Raw genomic sequence first — 19,503 nt, forward strand, 5'->3', positions numbered from 1 at the left:
AGAGAAACTATGCTGTATGTACCAGAGCTTCAAAACACATTAAATCAAGATCAATGGATTCTGGCCAATCAAAGATTACTGGCTAAGATGATTTCAGAATATATGTATGAGGGTATGATCCACCCTGAGAAGATCGAAGAAAGTATTTATCAGCTTGAAGTAAAAGAGGGCAAGCTTTATCAGTTTGAGGCAAGAGCCCGCTATTTTGACAGTTATGATGTCAAAGCAGATTCTATCGAAGTAACAATAGGTGAAGAAAAAAGAACGGCCGAGAGTGCGATCGAATTTTTACTGGATATTCAGCCGCTCATTGGAATGTCCGCAGAAACAGCCGGTCATTTAGTAAGAGAGCTTAATCATACACTGATGGCTGATGTTCATTTACTGAAAGAAAAGAAAACGTCCGATGAGCTGATAAATGTTGACTACGCGGAGCTTGAAGGATATATGACAGGCCACCCGTGGATCACTTACAATAAAGGAAGAATAGGGTTTGGCTATGATGATTATTTAAAATACGCACCAGAGCGCCAGCAGACCATTCAGTTTCAATGGATAGCCGTTCACAATAAAATAGCCAGTTTCCAGTCAGTTGACGGCTTATCCTTTAATGATTTAGTGGAAAGTGAGCTGAGCGAACATGAGAGGCAGGAATTTAATCAATCCATAGAAGTCTATGGAGCAGATCCGAATAATTATTATATAATGCCTGTTCACGAATGGCAGTGGAAGAATGTTATTGTGCCCCAGTTTGCGGAAGACTTAGCGAAGCAGCTGATCATCCCATTAGGCACAGGAAACGATGAGTACCTGCCGCAGCAGTCCATCCGTACGTTTGTGAACCGTTCAGATTCTTCCAAGCATCATGTTAAGCTGCCGATGAGTATACTTAACACGCTTGTTTACCGCGGGCTTCCATCGGAGCGAACGTTGATTGCCCCGAAGATTACTGAATTTATTAAAGGCATTTATGAAAACGATGATTTCTTAAAAAATCAGTGCCGGGTGATCCTGCCTGGAGAAATTGCCAGCATGGATGTAACTCACCGTTACTTCGATAAATTGGAACACGCACCCTATCAGTATCTCGAAATGCTTGGCACGATTTGGCGTGAGAGTATTTATACGTATCTTGAAGATGGAGAGCAGGCCATTACACTGGCTGCACTTTTACACGAAGACCACCAAGGTAAACCGTTTATCCAGAGCTTAATTGAACAATCGGAATTAACGACTGAAGAATGGATGGAGAAGTTCTTTGGAATTGTGATGGACCCTCTTCTACATTTCATGTATCAATACGGCACTGTGTTTTCTCCACATGGACAGAACACGATTCTTGTTTTGAAAAATAATCAGCCGCAACGACTGGCAGTGAAGGATTTCGTCGATGATGTAAACATTAGTGACCAGCCATTTGAAGAACTCAGCGGCTTAACACAGGAGCTTAAGAACGTGTTGAGAAGTGAGCCGCCTGAAGGACTGACCCAGTTTATTTTTACTGGCTTATTCATTTGCCATTTACGCTATTTAGCAAGTCTGTTAGACAATCGCAAAATGCTCAGTGACGATGTGTTTTGGCGTTATTTAGCTGAGTCCATTAAAAACTATCAGGAGAAATTCCCTCATTTACAGGAGAGGTTTGAGCTGTTTGACTTCTTCCAGGATAAGCTGACCAAACTGTGCTTAAATCGTAATCGCATGGTGGACTACGGCTATGAAGATGGAGATGACAGACCTCACGCTTCCGAGTATGGTAAAGTCAACAATGCCCTCTCCCTATGGAAAAACACTGTTATACAATAATTTCTATAGTTGATTTTATTGAAAAAGGGGCTTCCCGCTTTTTCGCTGGCCTCCTAGCGAAAACCAACGCTGCGGGGTCTCTGATCATTCGTTATTCCGCAGAAGTCTTGCAAAACTTTTTACTTTTCTTTAGCTCAAGGTTACCTACCAGAGTTTTTCAAAAAGAGTAATCCAAACATAAAAGAATCCCTCAACGGCAGAGGGATTCTTTTATGTTTTAATTTACCAATTCGTGGTAGAGTACTATATTTACTTTGAGAAAGGGATGAAACAATGAGAAAACGAACAACGTTAGGCAAATCAAGCATTGAAGTCAACCCTGTCGGTCTCGGGACAAACGCGGTAGGAGGACATAATATATATCCTAATCTAGATGAAGAAGCAGGAAAGGATGTCGTCCGTACCGCTCTTGAACAAGGGATGAACTTTTTGGACACAGCTTATATTTACGGTCCTGAGCGTTCAGAGGAGCTTACAGGTCAGGTGGTACGGGAGCACGGACGCCGAGAAGATGCAGTGATTGCTACTAAAGGTGCTCATCAGTTTAAAGGCCAGGACGTAGTTTTCAATAATTCTCCAGATTTTTTAAGAAAGTCAGTAGATCAGAGCCTCCAGCGGCTGGGAACAGATTATATTGATCTATATTACATTCATTTTCCAGATAAAGAAACACCTAAAGACGAAGCTGTCGGGGCGTTGAAAGAATTGAAGGATGAAGGAAAGATACGGTCGATCGGTGTCTCGAATTTTACTTTAGACCAGCTGAAGGAAGCAAATAAAGATGGATATGTTGATGTGATCCAGTCTGAATACAATTTATTTAAAAGAGAAGCTGAACAGTTGCTGCTGCCATATACGAGTGAAAATGATATAACTTTTGTGCCATATTTTCCGCTGGCTTCCGGTTTGCTGACTGGAAAATATGATGAAAATACTTCTTTTGATCCTGACGATATTCGAGCAAAGAGTCCTCTTTTTCAAGGGGAAACCTACCGGAGTAACTTAGAAAAAGTCGACAAACTTAAGTCTATTGCCCTGAAGAAAGAAGCTCAGGTCCCGCATGTGGTGCTCGCCTGGTATTTAGAGCAGGCTTCCATAGATGCCATTATCCCTGGAGCAAAAAACAAAGAGCAGGTTAGGGATAATTTAAAATGCTTAGAAGTTGAACTGTCAGCTGATGAGGTTAAAGAAATTGATTATATATTTGGATAAACGTCCGCATTTTAATTGCGGGCTTCTTTTTGTCCGCTGTTATAGAACATTGATGAAATTACAAAGTATGCCCCCGCATGAGTTACAATCGAGCATCCCCTTTTTTATGGAAATCTCCAATTAATGTTCTTTTTGAAAAAAATTTTCCGCTGAAAACCGCATAATGGCAGTGATTTTTGATATGTTTTCAGAAAAAATAAAAATTAGTGGTTGCATTTCCAATTAGAACCACGTACACTGTTTTATAACAGATAAACAAAAACAATAACTGTTATACCAAAGGAGGAGAAAGTAATGAAAAATAATCAAACGAAAAGAACAGTTGGAGTTCCTTGTCCGCAGTGTGGAACAGAAGTAGAAGGAAGTAATTACACCTATTTGATGGAGTGTAATCGATGTCTAGCTAAGAAAGATGAATAATTTTTTTGGATTTACTGTTATATAACATTTGTTTATTTTATTTGGTAGTATATAACACAGTGGGGTGCCTGAAGGTGAAATTGTATAGCTTGAGAAGCTCTATTGCAAGGGCTTCTCTTTCATTATTAAAATTTGTTGAGGAGGAATACAATGAGAAATGAGAGAATCGAAAAGATGAAAAAGGATTGGGAAGACAGTGAACGGTGGAAAGGAATTACTCGTCCATACGAGGCAGAAGAAGTCATCAGACTGAGCGGTTCACTTGATATTGAGTACACTTTAGCTGAAAGAGGAGCTGAAAAGCTGTGGAAGCTTATGCATGAAGAGGATTACGTGCATGCTTTAGGAGCTCTGACCGGTAATCAGGCAATGCAGCAAGTGAAAGCAGGCCTTAAAGCTATATACCTAAGCGGCTGGCAGGTTGCAGCCGATGCGAACATTTCAGGACAAATGTATCCCGACCAAAGCTTATATCCAGCCAATAGTGTACCTCACGTTGTAAAACGGATTAATCAGGCATTACAGCGAGCGGATCAGATCCATCATATGGAGGGAGATGACTCGATTGACTGGTTTGCTCCTATAGTAGCTGATGCAGAAGCCGGATTCGGGGGACAGTTAAATGTATTTGAACTAATGAAATCCATGATTGAAGCTGGAGCCGCTGCGGTCCATTTTGAAGACCAGCTTGCTTCAGAAAAGAAATGTGGCCATTTAGGCGGCAAGGTGCTTCTCCCAACACAAACCGCTGTACGGCATTTAATTTCTGCGCGATTTGCAGCTGACACGATGGGCGTTCCAACAATTATTATTGCAAGAACAGATGCAAACGCAGCGAGCTTGATTACGAGTGATATTGATCCGGCAGATGAAGAATTTATTACTGGGGAACGAACAAGTGAAGGATTCTATAAAACGAGAGCGGGAATTGAACAGGCCATTGCCCGAGGACTCGCATATGCCCCATATGCTGATCTTATCTGGTGTGAAACGTCTGAACCGAATTTGGAGGAAGCCCAGCGTTTTGCAGATGCGATTCATGAACAATTTCCTGGGAAATTAATGGCTTATAATTGTTCTCCATCATTTAACTGGAAGAGCAAGCTGGATGATGAAACGATTGCACAGTTCCAGCAAAAACTTTCGGAAATGGGATATAAATTCCAATTCGTTACATTGGCAGGGTTTCATTCTCTTAATCATGGCATGTTTGAGCTTGCCCGCCGCTACAAAGATGAAGGAATGAAAGCTTATTCAGAACTTCAGCAGGATGAATTCTCGAGTGAGAAACATGGTTATACAGCTACCCGCCACCAGAGAGAGGTAGGGACGGGTTACTTCGACGAAGTGGCTCAAGCCATCTCGGGAGGTACCTCTTCGACTACAGCATTGAAAGAATCGACAGAAGCCCAACAATTCAATACGCAAAAAGTAAGATCTTAAATGTCAGCCCGCCGTTTTGGCGGGCTTTTTCATATTGTATACACCACATCATCTGCCTATTCATAAAATAAGTCAGCTAAGAATTTCTATAGGATTAGAGGTGTCATCATAGCGATGATTACAGGTGATGAATATATAAATCGAATTGATCAGCTGAAGTCTGACGTTTGGATGACAGGGAAGAGAATTACTGAACCGCTCTCTACTCATCCCGCTTTTAGAGGAGCAATTAAAAGTCAGGCTGAATTATATGACCTTCAGAATAACCTTGAATTATCCGATCTCATGGCTCATGAGGATAAAGACACAAAAATTACGATGGGTACGTCCTACATGGTGCCAAAGACAAAAGCTGATTTAGAAAAAAGAAGAAAAATGGTGCAAGTATGGGCCCGCCACACAGCTGGTTTAATGGGGAGAAGTCCTGATTATATGAATACAGTGCTGGCCTCCTTTGTAAGCTCAGTCCACCTTTTAGATCATCAAAAAAATTGTTTTCCTGATCATCTTCTTAATTTTTATAAACATGCTGTTGAAAATGACTTGTCATTTACTCATACGTTTATCAGTCCTCAGAATAACCGCTCGTCTCTTGTCTGCCTGGAAGAGGATACGACAAATGCCCGAGTTATAAAACGTCTGGATGACGGTCTCGTGATTAAGGGCGCCAAGCTTCTTGCCACACAAGGAGGAATGACGGACGAAATTATAGTATTTTCAGCTCCGGGTATTCAGGACTCATCCCATGCTTTTGCCTTATCGATTCCAAGTGATACGCCGGGCGTTAAGTTTATTTGCCGAAAATCGTTTACAGGCAAAGGGGGAGAATTTGACTCACCTTTGAGTTCCAAGTTTGAAGAAATGGACAGCATCGTCGTTTTTGACAATGTGCTGGTCCCATGGGAGCGGGTATTCTTTTATGACAACATTAAAATCTCCCATGATTTTTATTTGAAAGGGAATTTTGTTCCTTTAACCCTTCACCAAATTGTTTCCCGTCAGGTGATAAAAACAGAATTCATACTCGGGATAGCCCAGATGATTGTTGATACGATCAATATATCGGAATATCAGCACGTGCAAAGCAAGGTAGCCGAAATTATTAAAGGCTTAGAATCTGCCAAAGCTCTGCTTCTTGCTTCTGAATTTCAAGCGGAACTGAACGAATACGGCGTTATGCTTCCTGATCGAACCCCTTTATATATTGCAGTGAATATGTTTCAGGAAGCTTATCCGCGGTTTGCCGAGATTATTCAGCTGCTTGGGGCCAGTGGGATGGTCTCGCTTCCAGAGGAGGCGCAGTTCCAGTCTGCGATTGGCGGCAAATTGGACCATTACCTGCAGGGATTCGAAGTCAAGGGGAAGCAGCGAGTCCAGCTTTTCAGTTTAGCCTCTGATCTTTGCATGAGTGCTTTCGGTTCACGTCAAACACTGTATGAGCGCTTTTTCTTTGGTGATCCGATCCGGCTTTCACAAATCATTTACAACTCCTATTCAAAAGAAGAACCGGTGTGTTTTGTGAAAGAATTTATCAATAAAAAAAGCTGATACCGCAAATGAGGTATCAGCTTTTTCTGTTTTGTTTTTTGATATGCTGTTCAAGATGGGAATCGGGCTGCTGGTCAGCCACATCTTCTGAAAGTCCCTGCGGGTTCACAGTTTTAGGGTTTTTACTTTTATCAGCATTACTTTTTTTACTCATTTTATCAAACCTCCTTCTACAGTTTTAAAATGACTTTGATACAAATGTCTTCTTTTTTCATGAATAATACTGTACCCATGCTGGCAGGTGACTGGCTTCATTCAATATTCTGCTAAAAAGGTTCCAATGAACGTATTGTTCGCAGCAGGCCAAATGTTTATTCGGTGAAATTCTGTAAAAGATAATAAAGGTAAGGAGGGATAACTATGAAGAAAAACAAACAGGAATCAGTAGGGGACCGCAAGTATCAACCTGAGGATTATGAAGGAAAGGACCAAGTATCTAAAGGGCTGGCTTCTTCTCATGAACAGGTATCTGATACGCTGACGGAAGGAACGATTGACGGTTCCATTGACGCGGTGGATGAAAATGGACAATTGATTTCTAATAAAAAAGGAAAACCTCTCTAAAAATAAAATGGCCCACCGCTCTTATTGAGCGATGGGTTTATTCATGTCCTCATATTTCATTAACATTTGATCGACCTCGAGAAGCTTCTGTACTCCTTGCTCAAACTGAGAAGGTGAGAAGTGATCAAGAGCTTGGTCAATTTTGTATTGTAAATAATTTTTCTGAAGCACTAAATCGTCATATGTCTTTAAATAACCCGCTTCGTAATATTCATCAATCTTATAAGAAGAAATCTGGAATGTGCAATGGTCATTTGCTAAAGGAACGTACCATCCGAAGGGGTCAATGAAATGGGGATCGCCTGCCAGGTGAACCAATTCATATTTAGTAAAAGATATAGTTCTCTCAAGCTGCGAATAAGCGGCTTCTGTTATATGTTTAAAATCTCTCGTTACAATTAAAGGCTGTATCATTCTAATTCACCTCTTTAAAGGGTTGTTATATACACTTTAATTGATAATGATTATCATTGTCAAGTAATCTTTTTGCTTATTTTATATGCTAATATGAATTCATAAACCTGGTACAAAAGGAATGGGGATTTAGGAAAAGGTAGAAATTCTAATCGTTGAAGATGAAGAAAAAGTGAAGTAATGACAAGGCCGATTACGAAGATGACGGATACAAAATTCTCAAAATGCTCTTTATTATTTTTTAGCCAAGTATTTGCTTCTGAGAACATTGGCTTAGATCATGCAGGAAAGAAACCTGCTGAGAATTATGAAAGGTATAAGGATAGAACGACATACTTTTTCTAAGGATAAGTATGAAGGAGGAATGACAATGTCCCGAAGAAAACTAGGACCAAAACAGCAGGAACATCCGGATCTGCCAAAAAGTGTCCAGCAGGGCTATGGTGAAAAAATAAGCGGTTCTCATAAAGTGAAAACAGCCAGCCATAGCAGACAAAACCAAAAATCATCTCACGACATGTAAGCAAAAGGCCATCATATGATGGCCTTTTTTTATATTTCTCATCAAATTCTCATTTTCCTATGTAACCATTGACCGTGAGGAAGCGGTATTGATCGCTAGGAAGCAAAAAGTGAACTGGAAGAAGTCGAACTTGATGATGGACACTTTGAAATCGAGTTTAAAGACGGAAATACTGAATATGAAGTGACAGTTCACGGCGGGACAGGTGAAGTCATCGAATTTGAAAAAGACAACGATAACGATTAAACTTATCTTTAAAAGGAACCGACTTAACAGGTTGGTTCTTTTTTCGTCTTAAAGGCTCAGAATTTTGATATAATGAAAAAAAAGAAGTAAGGGAGCCTGCAGAGGGGATGACTATAATTTCTAAATCAATACAACATTTAGTGAAAGAAGTCCTTTTTGTTAAGCAGGAAGTCGTCAAGATGCCGGATGAATTTAAGCTCATTGGCCAGGGAAGAAGTGCGGCCGTATTTAAATGGGAAGGCTCTCCTTCATGTGCAGTCAAAATATTTTACCCTGATTATCATCATCTGGCCATTCAAGAAGGAGATATTTACAAAAGACTGTCTAACCATCATTACTTTCCTGAATTAGTGGAAGTGGGCGACGGTTTTCTCGTTCTCGAATTATTAGATGGAATCACTATTTATGATTGCCTGGTAACAGGAGTTCCTATCACACCTGAGATGGTGAAAGAAGTGGATAACGCTCTGGATTACGCGAAGGAACGAGGTCTAAACCCTTCGGATATCCACCTTAAAAACATCATATTAACTAAGGAAGGCAAAATAAAAGTTATTGATGTCGTACGTTTTAATCAGGATAAAGAATGCCCGCACTGGTCTGATTTAAAGAAAGCCTATTACACTTATTATCAAAAAAAGTATTTTCCTAAGAAAATGACACCGCTGTTAGTTGAAGTTATCATCCGCTTATATCGAAAAAGGCTTCTGCCTATCTAAAAGTTTTACCTGTACTTTCTGTGGGAAAGGGTTCTACAAAAGCAGAAAGGCGGGATGTAAAAATGTCTCAATATCGATTAAATAACGTTGAAGTAGGTAAAAATTATTCAGCTAAAGAGCTCGACAGCTTCGTATCCACGACGGATGTTGTCTTGCTGGCTAACAATGAATCACAGCTTTTTACAGATCCGGAACGTGAATATAAAGTAACTGACGAATTTGAAGGTTTCTTTGAACATTCTTCAGACGATGGAGAAAAATATTTCAGAGAAAAGAAAGCTTATGTAGTTGAAAAAGTATAGAGTATCTCCCTCTTCGTTTTCATGAAGAGGGATTTTTTTTGAAGATTTGTAACTGATTGATTGAGCGGCTTGATGATGGTTTGCTCAAAAGCAAGCGCTTTACAGTAATCGAAAAATATTCCATGTAAGGGGTTGCAATATTAAGAATATTCCGGTAGTGTAATTACCAAGTTGTATCCGAAACGTTTTGGAGGATTAGTAATGACAACCATAAAACATATTGCACAACAAGCAGGAGTTTCTGTAACAACGGTTTCCAGGGCGCTTAATGGGTACTCTGATGTAAATGCAAAGACCCGAAAAAAAATTAAGAAAGTAGCCAAAGAACTTAATTACAGTCCCAACTCACTTGCAAGAAGCTTAGTTAAAAATCAATCGGAAACCATTGGCCTTTTAGTATCTGGGTTTTCAAAGGAAAGCGTAAAGGATGGTTTCACTGTTGAAGTAATGTCTGGAATAAACAATTATGCAGCTGAAACAGAATATGATTTAGTATTATTTAATACGGATTCCTCGAGACAACGAAAAAAAACATATACTCAGCTTTGCAAAGAAAGAAGAGTAGATGGTGTGATCTTACAAGGAATAAAAAGAGATGATCCATACTTGCAGGAAGTTTTAGAGTCAGATATTCCTTGTGTATTTATAGATATACCTGTGAGTTCTGAGCATGTAGGTTATGTTTCAACAAATAATGTGGAGGGTGCCAAACAAGCCGTTCTTTATTTATTAGAGAATGGCCACCAGGAAGTCGCGATGATTAACGGTCACCAGCAGGCTTTCGTCAGTCAGGAAAGACTTGAAGGATACAAACAGGCTCTTGATGAATTTAACTTGCCTTACAAAGAAAACTTAACTGTTGATGGGGGATTTATGGAAGAAGAAGCGTATCAAAAAGCTCTATCATTGCTTAAAGATCACGAATCCATAGACGGTTTGTTTTGTGCCAGTGATTTAATGGCTATTGGAGCTATGAGAGCAGCTAAGGAATTAAATATTAAAATTCCTGAAGATCTTTCTATTATAGGCTATGATGATATACCGCTGGCCAGATATGTTTCACCTTCTCTTACGACAATTTCCCAGGATAAATATGAACTCGGGTTTCAGGCAGCGAAAATGCTCGTCAGCATGCTGAAACAGCAAAGTGCTCCGGAAAGGTGTATTTTAGAAACAAAATTAATTGTAAGAGAGTCCACAAAATAATTTTTTTACTCAACGTCCGAAACGTTTCGGGTTTTTAAATAGGTAAAATCCAAAACGTTTCGGTTAAAAATAAAGGAGGCTTACGATGGATTATCGTGCAATCAAAGAAGGGAACATGTTTCTCTTAACAAAGCAATCAGGAGATATAGAACCTGATCACAGCTATGGATTAGGTTTATACATAAGTGATACCAGGTTTTTAAGCAAGTGGAGTTATTTTATTAATGATGAGCCTCTTATTCTTTTGGATTCAGATGGTTCCTCTAATTACCGTTCAAAAATGATATTAACTAACCCCCACCAGGAAGAGGGAGGAAGCATTAAATTGTGGAGAGAAAGTGTGGAGGTTAAGAAAGAACATTTTATTTATGACTCTACTTTTTATGAGAAAGTTACGCTCAAAAACTATAGCCCTAATCCTGTTCAATTTTCTTTCAGTTTAAAAGCAGAAGCTGATTTTAAGGATATGTTTCTTATTAGAGGGTTCCAGAGCGGAAATATTGGCGAGATAGAAGAAGTTGTTTCAAATAGTGATCATTTAACGTTCCATTATAAAGGAGCTGATGGGATCTCACGCACAGCTGATATTTCCTGGAACGAGCGGGGGGAGGTAGATGGAAAAGAGAAAAATAATATTCATTTCCAAGTTCACTTAGACCCTCAAGCATCTAAAGAGTTCGTTTTTAAAGTAGAAGCAGGTATAGACGGCCCGTGTTCTGAGGAAAAACTCGAATTTTCAGAGGCTCTCTTCCGACTTGAAAAATCCCATCAGGAATGGGGAGAAAAGCTTCCAGTTGTAAATTCAGATTCTCAAGAGTTAAACCTGACGCTGGACCAGGGATTAAAAGATTTAAGAATGTTAATCTCCGATATAGGATTTGGACCTTTCCCTGTTGCCGGACTTCCGTGGTTTGGGGTGCCGTTTGGCAGAGACAGCTTAATCGCGGCTTGGCAGCTGCTTCCATTCTCTCCTGAAGCGGCCAAAGGAACATTATTTACCTTGGCCCACTACCAAGGGACAGAAAAAGATGGCTGGAGGGATGAGCAGCCAGGGAAAATCATGCATGAGCTTCGAGAAGGGGAACTGGCAAAGACGAACCAGGTGCCTTTTACTCCTTACTATGGTTCCATTGATTCAACCCCGCTGTTTCTAATGCTGCTGACTGAATATGTGAAGTGGACAGGCGACTTAGAAACGTTCAAACAATTAGACAGCCATGTTGAGAAAGCGCTTCATTGGATCGAAGAATCTGGTGACTTAAACAATGATGAATTTGTGGAATACTTTCAGGAATCCTCAAAAGGAATAGCTAATCAAGGATGGAAAGATTCTGCTGATTCCGTTGTTCATAAAGAAGGCAAGTATGCAGAAGCACCTATTGCTCTAGTTGAAGTTCAAGGTTATGTGTATCAAGCGAAAACAGGGCTTGCTGATATATATCAATCCAAAGGAGATCAAGCAAAAGCAGATCAGCTAAATAGAGAGGCAGAAAGTCTTCGGGTGAAATTTGAAAAAGAATTCTGGTTAGAGGATGAAAAATTTTATGCGATTGCCCTTGATAAAGACAAAAAGCAAGTAGCATCCATCACTTCGAATCCGGGTCACTTGCTGCTTTCAAATATTACCTCTTCTAAGAGAAGTAAGGATATTGCTGAGAGACTATTATCGGAAGAAATGTTTTCAGGTTATGGAATAAGGACGATGGCGGATTCCGAAAGAGCCTACAATCCCATGAGCTATCATGATGGAAGCGTTTGGCCGCATGATAACAGTTTATCTTTACTTGGGATGAGTAAGTTAGGTTTCACGAAGGAAGTTGAAAAACTGGTGAACGCTCTTCTTGAAGCATCCTCTCAGTTTGAACACCGTCGTCTTCCTGAATTATTTTGCGGATACTCAAGAGAGCGGGGGAAAATTATTCGTTACCCGGTAGCATGCTCTCCGCAGGCGTGGGCAGCTGGTACGTCTTTAACATTGATCCAGTCTCTGTTAGGAATATTTCCAAACGCTATGGAGGGAGTAATTTCAATTAATCCTACTCTTTGCGGACAAATTAATGAATTAACAGTACATCAACTTCCAATTGCCAAAGGTTATTTAAGTCTGCAAGTTTTACGGACAGAGGGATCTTTACAGGTAGATATATTAGAAAACACCACAGGATTGAAACTTATTTCGAATCAAACGGTGGGCTCTAAATAAATTGAATGAGGAGGAGAATGGTATGAAAAGAAAGTTATGGGGTTTTATCAGTTCAATTCTATTGATGATTTTTGTAGTGGCAGGATGTTCTGGAAATGATGGCACGTCAGGAGACGCAGAACAAACAGAAGATGGAAAAACTGAAATTACATTAGCAGGGTGGGCTTCTTCTCCTGAGGAAGAAGAATTGCTGAATCAACAGCTGGAAGCTTTTGAAGAAGAAAACCCGGATATTACTGTAAAGCATGAAGTGATCGCCGACCAATATATGGACGTTATGAAAACTAGATTAGTCGGGGGTGAAGGACCTGACGTCTTTTATTTAGATGCAGTGGAAGCTCCAGCCTTAATTGAAACAGGTGTGTTAGAGCCATTAAGTGGTTATGTTGACGAGGAATTTGATATCGATGACTTTGAAGATAACTTGATCAACGCGTTTAAAGACGAGGAGGGAGAAGTCTACGGTATTCCTAAAGGATATTCAACTCTTGGTCTTTTCTATAACAAAGAAATGTTTGAAGAAGCTGGTGTAGAAGTACCGACAAACTGGAAAGAGCTTGAAGAAGCTGCTAAGCAACTGACAACGGAAGAAACAGTTGGATTAGGTGTCGCTCCTGAAATGGCACGTAACCAATTCATTGGGGAATCTGGTGAAGGAGATATGGTAGTTGATGGAAAAGCGAATTTTGGCACCCAAGAAGTAATCGAAGCCCTTCAGCCAGTAGTAGATTTACGTGAAGAAGGAGCAGCTGCTGCTCCTTCTGAAATGGGATCTAATTCTACAGGCGAAATGTTTGGTCAGGGACGTGCAGCCATGGTTATGGAGGGGAACTGGAATGTTCCTTACTTAAATGAAACGTTCCCTGATATGGATTATGGAGTGGCTGAGGTTCCAGAAATTGGCGGGACTAAAGGAACGATGGCATTTACCGTGTCTTATGTGATGAACCAGGCTTCTCAGAAAAAAGAAGCTTCATGGAAGCTAATCTCATATTTAACAGGCAAAGAAGGAATGAAAACTTGGACAGAAACAGGGTTAGAGCTTCCCGCTCGTCAATCGGTTGCTGATGAATTAGGCTATGAAAATGACGAAGTACGCGGTCCTCTTGTTGCAGGTGCTGAATACGCAACCGTTTGGTCTGACGGTCCTAATCTGCCTACGATTTATAACAACTTTAACAATGAATTTTTAGCAGCCTTCTTAGGTGAAAAATCATTAGAAGACGCTTTGAAAACCGGAGAAGAAGTAGCTAATAATGAAATTGGTCAATAAAGCTTCGGGAGGCCTCTTAAACCGGCCTCCCAAGTTACTATTCAATTAAAGGGAGGAATCTCATATGGAACGTGCTGAGGCTGGAAGTTATTCTAAAGCACGCAAGAAGAAGAAAAGAAATTATCGACGTTTAATGCAAAGTGTTCTTCAAGGGTATGGGTTTATGCTTCCGACAATACTTGTTTTATTGGTTTTCATACTGGGGCCCGTTCTTTATGCGGTATTCCTTTCATTTTTTGATGTAACGTTACTAGGAGGCACAGTTTTAAATTATACAGGTGTTGAAAATTATTTAAGAATTATGGATGATGCAAGGGCACAGAGAGCTTTATTGAATACTGCCCTATATGTAGGAATTGTAGTCCCAACCCAGACATTTTTGGCGTTATTTTTAGCAGCCACGCTTAATGCCGGATTAAAGGGAGAAAAGATTTTCAGAATCATTTACTTCCTGCCGACGTTAACCTCTTCAGCTGTACTCACCCTTATTTTTATGTGGATGTACAACCAAAACGGACTTATCAATAAGATTTTAGAAACGTTCAATCTCCCTACCTATAATTGGATTGGGGATCCGAACATCGCCTTATATTCCATCATGATTATGAATATCTGGGCCACTGCCCCTCTGTTTATGGTCATTTATTTAGCTGCATTGCAAGGAGTGCCAAAAAGCTTATATGAAGCGGCAGAGTTAGATGGTGCTAACGTCGTTCAGAGATTTTTGCACATCACTGTTCCGCAGCTTAGGCCAATTACATCATTTGTAGTAATCATGGGATTAATCGGAACCTTTCAATTGTTTGACCAGTCTTATATTTTCTCCGGGGGATCGGGAGGACCTTCTAACTCTACCCTGACGGTTGTGCTTTTAATATATCAGTATGCCTTTAAATCATTAGGTACAATGGGGTATGCAACTGCGATTGCCTTTATGCTTGCCTTAGTTATACTTATCGCAAGTATATTACAAAGAGTTCTATCGAAGGAAGAACAATTCAACTAATGGAGGGTACTAAATGAATAAGAAAACATCCTGGGCTAAGAAATTGCTTTACGTTGTATTAATCGCTTATGCACTTATCACATTAGTCCCTTTCGTTTGGGCACTTTCTTCGTCATTTAAAAGCTTTGCGGAAATTTCCAGCGGGGTGATGAATTTTATACCAAAAGATTTCACCCTTCAAAATTACGTCCAAATTTTTATTGAAGAAGAACTTTTCTATCGCTGGCTGCTAAACTCTGTTGCTATTGCAGGCGGGGGTACTGCTTTAAACCTGTTATTTAATTCAATGGCAGGGTACGCTTTGGCACGCATCAGCTTTCCAGGAAAGCGGATGTGGTTTATGCTCATCCTTGCTGTCATCATGATTCCTGCTCAAGTGACGATGATACCGAATTACTTAATTCTTAAAGAGCTGGGATGGCTGAACAGTTACCAGGGAATGATCGTCCCTGCTATGATAAATGCTACTTTTATTTTTATGATGCGACAGTTCTTTTTGAATTTCCCTAAAGAACTGGAGGAGGCAGCTTCTCTCGACGGTTTAGGCAGGTTTGGAACGTTTCTTAAAGTCGTCCTTCCAATGGCTAAGCCAGCATTGGCAGCTCAGGCCATTTTCGTGTTCATGGGTTTTTGGAACGACTTTATGAGACCGCTTATCATAATGACAGATGCGGAAATGTATACACTGACCGTTGGATTAAATTCATTTAAAGGGCAGTATGTGACTTACTGGAATTACATCATGGCTGCATCGATGGTTTTCACAATGCCTGTGCTAGTCCTTTACATGTTCTTCAATAAGTTCTTTATGAAAGGTCTTTCGTTTACGGCTGATAAATGATCTTCCTCTGTTTAATGGTAAAATGCTAGTAAGGAGGGGAATATAAATGTTTAAAAAAATGGCGACAGATGCATTAGGATTAAGTGATATTGGAAGTGTCATTCAGCCTGAGGATTATGACAAAGTAGATGCTGATGATTATGTGATGGACGAGGATAATGAAAAGATTTATTTCCTCATCAAATCAAAGGCGGATGAATATTGCTTTACGAACAAGGCACTTATCCATGTAGACGGCACAAGTGCGACAAGCCGAAAGAGAACAATGCGCCGCTATCCCTATTACAAATATACATTTTCCAACATTGAGCTTGAAACGGCCGGAACGATTGATTTGGATGTAGAGCTGAAATTTCTTCTGGGTAATGAAGAATTTGATATTGATATCCATAAGAAATTCATCGAAGAGGTAAAGGATCTATATAAGTCTCTGCTTAAAATTGAAGAGATCACTGAAGAGAATAAAACATTTACTGACTTTGCGAACCAGAGCCTGCACACGGCTTCTTCCACTTTACAGAACAGCCGGACGAATTAAACAAGACTCTCCCATGAGTTTAGAGATATCAATGAAACAGCTTTTAACTGGCTTTTAGAAACGAAGGACCAGTACCATATGAAAGAATTCGGACATGTGTTTGATTTATTTATTAAAAACTAAACAAGAAGCGGTCCCATTAGTTGGCGGACCGCTTTTTTATTCGATTATTTTTAATCCCACAGCAGCAGCAATAATCATAAAGATACAGACTACCCGGCGCCATTCTTTTGGCTCATTAAAAAAAGCCATTCCAAGGAGGGCTCCGCCTGCAGCCCCTATACCAGTCCAGACAGCATAAGCTGTACCCATCGCAATATTCTCCATAGCCAGGGATAGGAACAAAAAGCTTAGGGAAAAAGACGCGGCTAATCCAGATGCCGTTAGGAAGGTGCGTCTATTGTGAAAAACGTTAATCATAAGCACTCCTGACATTTCAAATAAACCGGCAGCGATTAAAAATATCCAGCTCATATAACCTCTCCTTCCTCACTTCCTTTCGAAGGGGTCAGTAATTTAAGACCGATGACACCAGCTAAAAGAATAAGAATAATTCCAATTTTAGAAAGCTTAAATGCTTCATTAAATAAAAGTACTTCAATAGTAATGGTGCCGGCGGTTCCCAATCCTGTAAATACGGCATAAGCTGTCCCGACCGGCAGATACTTCCCGGACTGAATAAGCAAATAAAAGCTTATGATTATGGCAATAATCGTTCCTCCCCATTGCAATCCTGTATCAGCGTGTTTTAAACCTGCGACCCATCCCACTTCAAATATCGAAGCAGCCACCAGTTTCTGCCACTCATTGTTCATAAGAAGACCTCCTCCAATAAAAAAAGAGATATCCGCTGCAATACTCAGATATCTCCCGGGTTTTTATCCCTCCGTGTTATAGCACGAATGCTATATGTTCTCTCTCGGACCAGCCCACTTTTGAAAATGGCGGAACCCTAGAGAACCTGTATGAAATTACAGGTAGTATAGAATAAGAAATCTTAAATGGCAAACGATATATGTATCTTCGCAAAAGGAGGTTTTTACTTTGGGCAGAGATGAACATAAACACAAAAATCCCAGGAAGAAAAATAAATTATCACAAACTCCTCAAATTGAGAAGCATAACGGGATCGATGTGGAATTTTCACAAGATATGGCCGATAATGACGATATTGAAGCAATGAAAAGAGCAGAAGCTGCGGATCGCCGTGCCAATCATGAAAACAGAAGGAAACGATAAATAACAGAACCGAACCGCTTAATCCGGTTCGAGGCAGCCGAAACTTTCGGCTGTCTTTTTTTTTACTCCCTTAAAGTCTTTTGCTAAGCGAAAGGGGGATGGAAAATCGAGTCGTTTCACCCGGCCCTATCCGATAAAAAATAAAACGGAATATTAAAGATCGTTATATCGAACAACAGCGTATTAAATAGTCTAATTGTTAAAAAATCAAAGTTCCAAGAGCCTTATACCTCGATAATTAGAAGTTTAACGACTTTCCTTTCCGGAAACATAGTTAATAAATGACATCAATAAAGGAGTCGATATAGCATATGGATTTAAACAAAGAAATTAAAAAACTTGAAAACATTCACTTAGAAAAACCGCAAAAAGTATTTACGATGTATTTGAATACAGATCCATCTGACCCAGATCAGCAAGGCGGAGAATGGAAAATTCATTTGAAGAACGGATTGAACAATTTTGAGAAATATTTAAAAGAGGACGGAGATCCTGAAGAGAAAAGAAATTTCTGGGCTGTGAAAGAAAAGGTAGAGAAGTTTATTGAAAATAACGAACAGAATTTCGGGAAAAGTGCTGTAGTAATCGCTACTGGTGACGATACAGTATGGTTTGCTGAACGTTTCCAAATGCCGGTTAAAAGTGAATTTTACTGGGAAGAGGCGCCGGTGCTTGATCAACTAAAAGAAATGCGCGAAACGTTTCCTAAGACGGGCATTATTTTAACCCAGAAAAACCAGATTAAATGCATAGATGCCAACCTGGGGACAATCAATGATACTCATTTATTTGAACTCGATTTGGACACAGAAGACTGGAGAGTCTACCAGGGACCGCAGAGAGGGCAGAATAGAGGACAATCCGGCGGTCAAAATAGTCAGTTCGAACAGTTTAAAGACCGTTTTGAAGCGAACCGTCACCGCTGGTATAAGAGCGTTGCACCAAAGCTGGATAAGCTGGCAAAAGATAATGAATGGGAACGCATCTATATGGTAGGCGATAAAGAAGAGCTTAAAGACTTAGACGATAATATGAATAAAGAAGTGAACGACTATGTTAACAAAAACCTGTTGGATCATGAAGAAAAAACTGTCATTCAAGAGGTAGTATCTGTCTATAATTAACTTTTATCATAAAGTAAAAGAGGTGCCGGCTCCGCCTGGCACCTCTTTTTTTTTTGGTTTCGGCAGTAGAGGCGGTGATTCTGCTTTCTCCGCCGTTGAGTCACTTTTAATGAGGTTCCCTGAGGGTAAGTCTCCATTGTTATACATCGGGTGATTCAATATGATAAAATAATATTTAATAAAAATTTTTCGAATGGAGCGAAGCTCATGTATGTAGTTGATTCTACTGTTATTGTTCCTGATCATAAAGCAGAGGATTTAATATCAATCTATCAAAATCGCTCCCGGCAGGTTGATGATGCGGAAGGGTTTTTAACTTTTCAACTATTACAAAATGATAAAAAACCCGGGGAGCTTACAGTTCATATGGAATGGGAAAACAAGCAATATTATTTAAACTGGGTACGAAGCGAACAGTTTAAAAAAATTCATGAACTTGAAAAGAAATATCCGGATCAGGAATTGCAGGGTATTGTGCCTAAAGTTAAGAAATATGAGGTTGTAGCCACATGAATAAAAAAGAAAAAGCTGTTCTTATAGATCAAGTAGTTGAAGAAATTTACAAAGCCTATCCTGAACTATGGGATCGGTTTGGCGACCATGGTCATGAACGGACGGAAGAAGATAACTATCATCATCTGGACCACTTATTTGCAGCCTATGAGATGAATAGCGCTTCTTTTTTCCTTGAATATACTGATTGGCTGAACAATGTCTTGACTTCAAGAGGCGTAGGAACCCAGCTGATCGTAGATAATTATAATCGGTTAATCCGCCATTTGAGTGACGGAAAATGGGAAAATCCCAATGAAGTGAAGACGTATATTAACTACTTGGAACTAGGATTAGAAAGGCTGCAGAAGCTTTCTCAATAAG

The 19,503-nt window shown here is 39.9% G+C and carries 22 protein-coding genes, 1 pseudogene and 1 riboswitch; of the genes and pseudogenes, 19 read left to right on the forward strand and 4 right to left on the reverse strand.

Annotation, left to right across the window (positions count from 1 at the left end):
• Positions 1 to 9 precede the first annotated feature (9 nt).
• The 5 genes from HUS26_RS02710 to hpaB all read left to right on the forward strand — a co-directional run bounded on the left by HUS26_RS02710 (position 10) and on the right by hpaB (position 6,429).
• A complete protein-coding gene (locus HUS26_RS02710) occupies positions 10 to 1,806 on the forward strand; it encodes an IucA/IucC family siderophore biosynthesis protein (RefSeq protein WP_173915698.1) in 1,797 nt (598 codons plus the stop codon).
• Positions 1,807 to 2,079: 273 nt separating this feature from the next.
• Complete coding sequence (locus HUS26_RS02715) at positions 2,080 to 3,018, forward strand: aldo/keto reductase (protein WP_173915699.1); 939 nt, start codon at positions 2,080 to 2,082, stop codon at positions 3,016 to 3,018.
• Positions 3,019 to 3,312: 294 nt separating this feature from the next.
• Positions 3,313 to 3,438: a hypothetical protein gene (locus tag HUS26_RS20125; RefSeq protein WP_256371053.1), complete on the forward strand. Its 126-nt coding sequence runs from the start codon at positions 3,313 to 3,315 to the stop codon at positions 3,436 to 3,438.
• A 150-nt stretch (positions 3,439 to 3,588) separates the two neighbouring features.
• Entirely contained in the window at positions 3,589 to 4,881 is a 1,293-nt protein-coding gene (aceA, locus tag HUS26_RS02720; protein ID WP_173915700.1) for an isocitrate lyase, read from the forward strand.
• A gap of 108 nt (positions 4,882 to 4,989) precedes the next feature.
• The gene (hpaB, locus tag HUS26_RS02725; protein ID WP_173918719.1) at positions 4,990 to 6,429 is read left to right on the forward strand and encodes a 4-hydroxyphenylacetate 3-monooxygenase, oxygenase component; all 1,440 of its coding nucleotides are present in this window, start codon (positions 4,990 to 4,992) and stop codon (positions 6,427 to 6,429) included.
• A gap of 16 nt (positions 6,430 to 6,445) precedes the next feature.
• Here hpaB and HUS26_RS02730 read toward each other — a convergent pair whose 3' ends face one another.
• Entirely contained in the window at positions 6,446 to 6,583 is a 138-nt protein-coding gene (locus HUS26_RS02730; RefSeq protein WP_173915701.1) for a hypothetical protein, read from the reverse strand.
• 206 nt (positions 6,584 to 6,789) lie between these two features.
• Here HUS26_RS02730 and HUS26_RS02735 point away from each other — a divergent pair, with 206 nt between their 5' ends.
• Positions 6,790 to 6,993 carry a YozQ family protein gene (locus tag HUS26_RS02735; RefSeq protein ID WP_173915702.1) on the forward strand — a complete coding sequence of 68 codons (204 nt, stop codon included), beginning with the start codon at positions 6,790 to 6,792 and terminating at the stop codon, positions 6,991 to 6,993.
• A gap of 21 nt (positions 6,994 to 7,014) precedes the next feature.
• Here HUS26_RS02735 and HUS26_RS02740 read toward each other — a convergent pair whose 3' ends face one another.
• Complete coding sequence (locus HUS26_RS02740; RefSeq protein WP_173915703.1) at positions 7,015 to 7,407, reverse strand: hypothetical protein; 393 nt, start codon at positions 7,405 to 7,407, stop codon at positions 7,015 to 7,017.
• 370 nt (positions 7,408 to 7,777) lie between these two features.
• On the opposite strand from HUS26_RS02740, the gene HUS26_RS02745 reads away from it, so the two are divergent.
• From HUS26_RS02745 to HUS26_RS02785, 9 genes and pseudogenes are all read left to right on the forward strand, one after another.
• Positions 7,778 to 7,930, forward strand: coding sequence for a small acid-soluble spore protein P (locus HUS26_RS02745; RefSeq protein ID WP_173915704.1), 153 nt, complete (start codon positions 7,778 to 7,780; stop codon positions 7,928 to 7,930).
• Positions 7,931 to 8,283: 353 nt separating this feature from the next.
• Positions 8,284 to 8,895 (forward strand): serine/threonine protein kinase, encoded by a 612-nt coding sequence (locus HUS26_RS02750; protein WP_173915705.1) that lies wholly within the window; start codon positions 8,284 to 8,286, stop codon positions 8,893 to 8,895.
• Positions 8,896 to 8,957: 62 nt separating this feature from the next.
• Complete coding sequence (locus HUS26_RS02755) at positions 8,958 to 9,197, forward strand: hypothetical protein (RefSeq protein WP_173915706.1); 240 nt, start codon at positions 8,958 to 8,960, stop codon at positions 9,195 to 9,197.
• 201 nt (positions 9,198 to 9,398) lie between these two features.
• Positions 9,399 to 10,403 carry a LacI family DNA-binding transcriptional regulator gene (locus tag HUS26_RS02760; RefSeq protein WP_173915707.1) on the forward strand — a complete coding sequence of 335 codons (1,005 nt, stop codon included), beginning with the start codon at positions 9,399 to 9,401 and terminating at the stop codon, positions 10,401 to 10,403.
• An 85-nt stretch (positions 10,404 to 10,488) separates the two neighbouring features.
• Positions 10,489 to 12,606 carry an amylo-alpha-1,6-glucosidase gene (locus tag HUS26_RS02765; RefSeq protein ID WP_173915708.1) on the forward strand — a complete coding sequence of 706 codons (2,118 nt, stop codon included), beginning with the start codon at positions 10,489 to 10,491 and terminating at the stop codon, positions 12,604 to 12,606.
• Between the two features lie 22 nt (positions 12,607 to 12,628).
• On the forward strand, positions 12,629 to 13,879 hold the full coding sequence (locus HUS26_RS02770; RefSeq protein WP_173915709.1) for an ABC transporter substrate-binding protein: 1,251 nt from the start codon (positions 12,629 to 12,631) through the stop codon (positions 13,877 to 13,879).
• Positions 13,880 to 14,012: 133 nt separating this feature from the next.
• Positions 14,013 to 14,885 carry a carbohydrate ABC transporter permease gene (locus tag HUS26_RS02775; RefSeq protein WP_173918720.1) on the forward strand — a complete coding sequence of 291 codons (873 nt, stop codon included), beginning with the start codon at positions 14,013 to 14,015 and terminating at the stop codon, positions 14,883 to 14,885.
• Positions 14,886 to 14,898: 13 nt separating this feature from the next.
• Positions 14,899 to 15,726: a carbohydrate ABC transporter permease gene (locus HUS26_RS02780; protein ID WP_173915710.1), complete on the forward strand. Its 828-nt coding sequence runs from the start codon at positions 14,899 to 14,901 to the stop codon at positions 15,724 to 15,726.
• Positions 15,727 to 15,772: 46 nt separating this feature from the next.
• A pseudogene (locus HUS26_RS02785) lies at positions 15,773 to 16,387 on the forward strand (PH domain-containing protein).
• A 36-nt stretch (positions 16,388 to 16,423) separates the two neighbouring features.
• Here the strand turns inward: HUS26_RS02785 and HUS26_RS02790 are convergent.
• Together HUS26_RS02790 and HUS26_RS02795 are read right to left on the reverse strand one after the other, a co-directional pair.
• Positions 16,424 to 16,738 carry a multidrug efflux SMR transporter gene (locus tag HUS26_RS02790; RefSeq protein WP_173915711.1) on the reverse strand — a complete coding sequence of 105 codons (315 nt, stop codon included), beginning with the start codon at positions 16,736 to 16,738 and terminating at the stop codon, positions 16,424 to 16,426.
• The gene (locus HUS26_RS02795; protein ID WP_173915712.1) at positions 16,735 to 17,079 is read right to left on the reverse strand and encodes a multidrug efflux SMR transporter; all 345 of its coding nucleotides are present in this window, start codon (positions 17,077 to 17,079) and stop codon (positions 16,735 to 16,737) included. The genes HUS26_RS02790 and HUS26_RS02795 overlap by 4 nt, the downstream gene beginning before the upstream one ends.
• A 50-nt stretch (positions 17,080 to 17,129) precedes the next feature.
• A riboswitch (guanidine-I (ykkC/yxkD leader) is annotated at positions 17,130 to 17,231 on the reverse strand.
• 77 nt (positions 17,232 to 17,308) lie between these two features.
• Here HUS26_RS02795 and HUS26_RS02800 point away from each other — a divergent pair.
• The 4 genes from HUS26_RS02800 to HUS26_RS02815 all read left to right on the forward strand — a co-directional run bounded on the left by HUS26_RS02800 (position 17,309) and on the right by HUS26_RS02815 (position 19,502).
• Positions 17,309 to 17,503 (forward strand): YfhD family protein, encoded by a 195-nt coding sequence (locus HUS26_RS02800; RefSeq protein ID WP_173915713.1) that lies wholly within the window; start codon positions 17,309 to 17,311, stop codon positions 17,501 to 17,503.
• A 311-nt stretch (positions 17,504 to 17,814) separates the two neighbouring features.
• Positions 17,815 to 18,627, forward strand: a complete 813-nt coding sequence (locus HUS26_RS02805; protein ID WP_173915714.1) for a VLRF1 family aeRF1-type release factor — start codon at positions 17,815 to 17,817, stop codon at positions 18,625 to 18,627.
• A 207-nt stretch (positions 18,628 to 18,834) separates the two neighbouring features.
• Positions 18,835 to 19,140 (forward strand): antibiotic biosynthesis monooxygenase, encoded by a 306-nt coding sequence (locus HUS26_RS02810; RefSeq protein WP_173915715.1) that lies wholly within the window; start codon positions 18,835 to 18,837, stop codon positions 19,138 to 19,140.
• Positions 19,137 to 19,502 carry a hypothetical protein gene (locus HUS26_RS02815; protein ID WP_173915716.1) on the forward strand — a complete coding sequence of 122 codons (366 nt, stop codon included), beginning with the start codon at positions 19,137 to 19,139 and terminating at the stop codon, positions 19,500 to 19,502. The genes HUS26_RS02810 and HUS26_RS02815 overlap by 4 nt, the downstream gene beginning before the upstream one ends.
• Position 19,503 lies beyond the last annotated feature (1 nt).

This window comes from Halobacillus sp. Marseille-Q1614 (assembly GCF_902809865.1).
Taxonomy (GTDB): Bacteria; Bacillota; Bacilli; order Bacillales; family Halobacillaceae; genus Halobacillus_A.

Coding starts and splice junctions, on each gene's coding strand:
- HUS26_RS02765 (WP_173915708.1), top strand. CDS start 10,489: ATGGATTATCGTGCAATCAAAGAAGGGAACATGTTTCTCTTAACAAAG.
- HUS26_RS02710 (WP_173915698.1), top strand. CDS start 10: ATGCTGTATGTACCAGAGCTTCAAAACACATTAAATCAAGATCAATGG.
- HUS26_RS02780 (WP_173915710.1), top strand. CDS start 14,899: ATGAATAAGAAAACATCCTGGGCTAAGAAATTGCTTTACGTTGTATTA.
- HUS26_RS02750 (WP_173915705.1), top strand. CDS start 8,284: ATGACTATAATTTCTAAATCAATACAACATTTAGTGAAAGAAGTCCTT.
- HUS26_RS02795 (WP_173915712.1), bottom strand. CDS start 17,079: ATGAACAATGAGTGGCAGAAACTGGTGGCTGCTTCGATATTTGAAGTG.
- HUS26_RS02735 (WP_173915702.1), top strand. CDS start 6,790: ATGAAGAAAAACAAACAGGAATCAGTAGGGGACCGCAAGTATCAACCT.
- HUS26_RS02790 (WP_173915711.1), bottom strand. CDS start 16,738: ATGAGCTGGATATTTTTAATCGCTGCCGGTTTATTTGAAATGTCAGGA.
- HUS26_RS02810 (WP_173915715.1), top strand. CDS start 18,835: ATGTATGTAGTTGATTCTACTGTTATTGTTCCTGATCATAAAGCAGAG.
- HUS26_RS02805 (WP_173915714.1), top strand. CDS start 17,815: ATGGATTTAAACAAAGAAATTAAAAAACTTGAAAACATTCACTTAGAA.
- HUS26_RS02715 (WP_173915699.1), top strand. CDS start 2,080: ATGAGAAAACGAACAACGTTAGGCAAATCAAGCATTGAAGTCAACCCT.
- HUS26_RS02775 (WP_173918720.1), top strand. CDS start 14,013: ATGCAAAGTGTTCTTCAAGGGTATGGGTTTATGCTTCCGACAATACTT.
- HUS26_RS20125 (WP_256371053.1), top strand. CDS start 3,313: ATGAAAAATAATCAAACGAAAAGAACAGTTGGAGTTCCTTGTCCGCAG.
- HUS26_RS02815 (WP_173915716.1), top strand. CDS start 19,137: ATGAATAAAAAAGAAAAAGCTGTTCTTATAGATCAAGTAGTTGAAGAA.
- HUS26_RS02770 (WP_173915709.1), top strand. CDS start 12,629: ATGAAAAGAAAGTTATGGGGTTTTATCAGTTCAATTCTATTGATGATT.
- HUS26_RS02760 (WP_173915707.1), top strand. CDS start 9,399: ATGACAACCATAAAACATATTGCACAACAAGCAGGAGTTTCTGTAACA.
- HUS26_RS02730 (WP_173915701.1), bottom strand. CDS start 6,583: ATGAGTAAAAAAAGTAATGCTGATAAAAGTAAAAACCCTAAAACTGTG.
- HUS26_RS02755 (WP_173915706.1), top strand. CDS start 8,958: ATGTCTCAATATCGATTAAATAACGTTGAAGTAGGTAAAAATTATTCA.
- HUS26_RS02740 (WP_173915703.1), bottom strand. CDS start 7,407: ATGATACAGCCTTTAATTGTAACGAGAGATTTTAAACATATAACAGAA.
- aceA (WP_173915700.1), top strand. CDS start 3,589: ATGAGAAATGAGAGAATCGAAAAGATGAAAAAGGATTGGGAAGACAGT.
- HUS26_RS02745 (WP_173915704.1), top strand. CDS start 7,778: ATGTCCCGAAGAAAACTAGGACCAAAACAGCAGGAACATCCGGATCTG.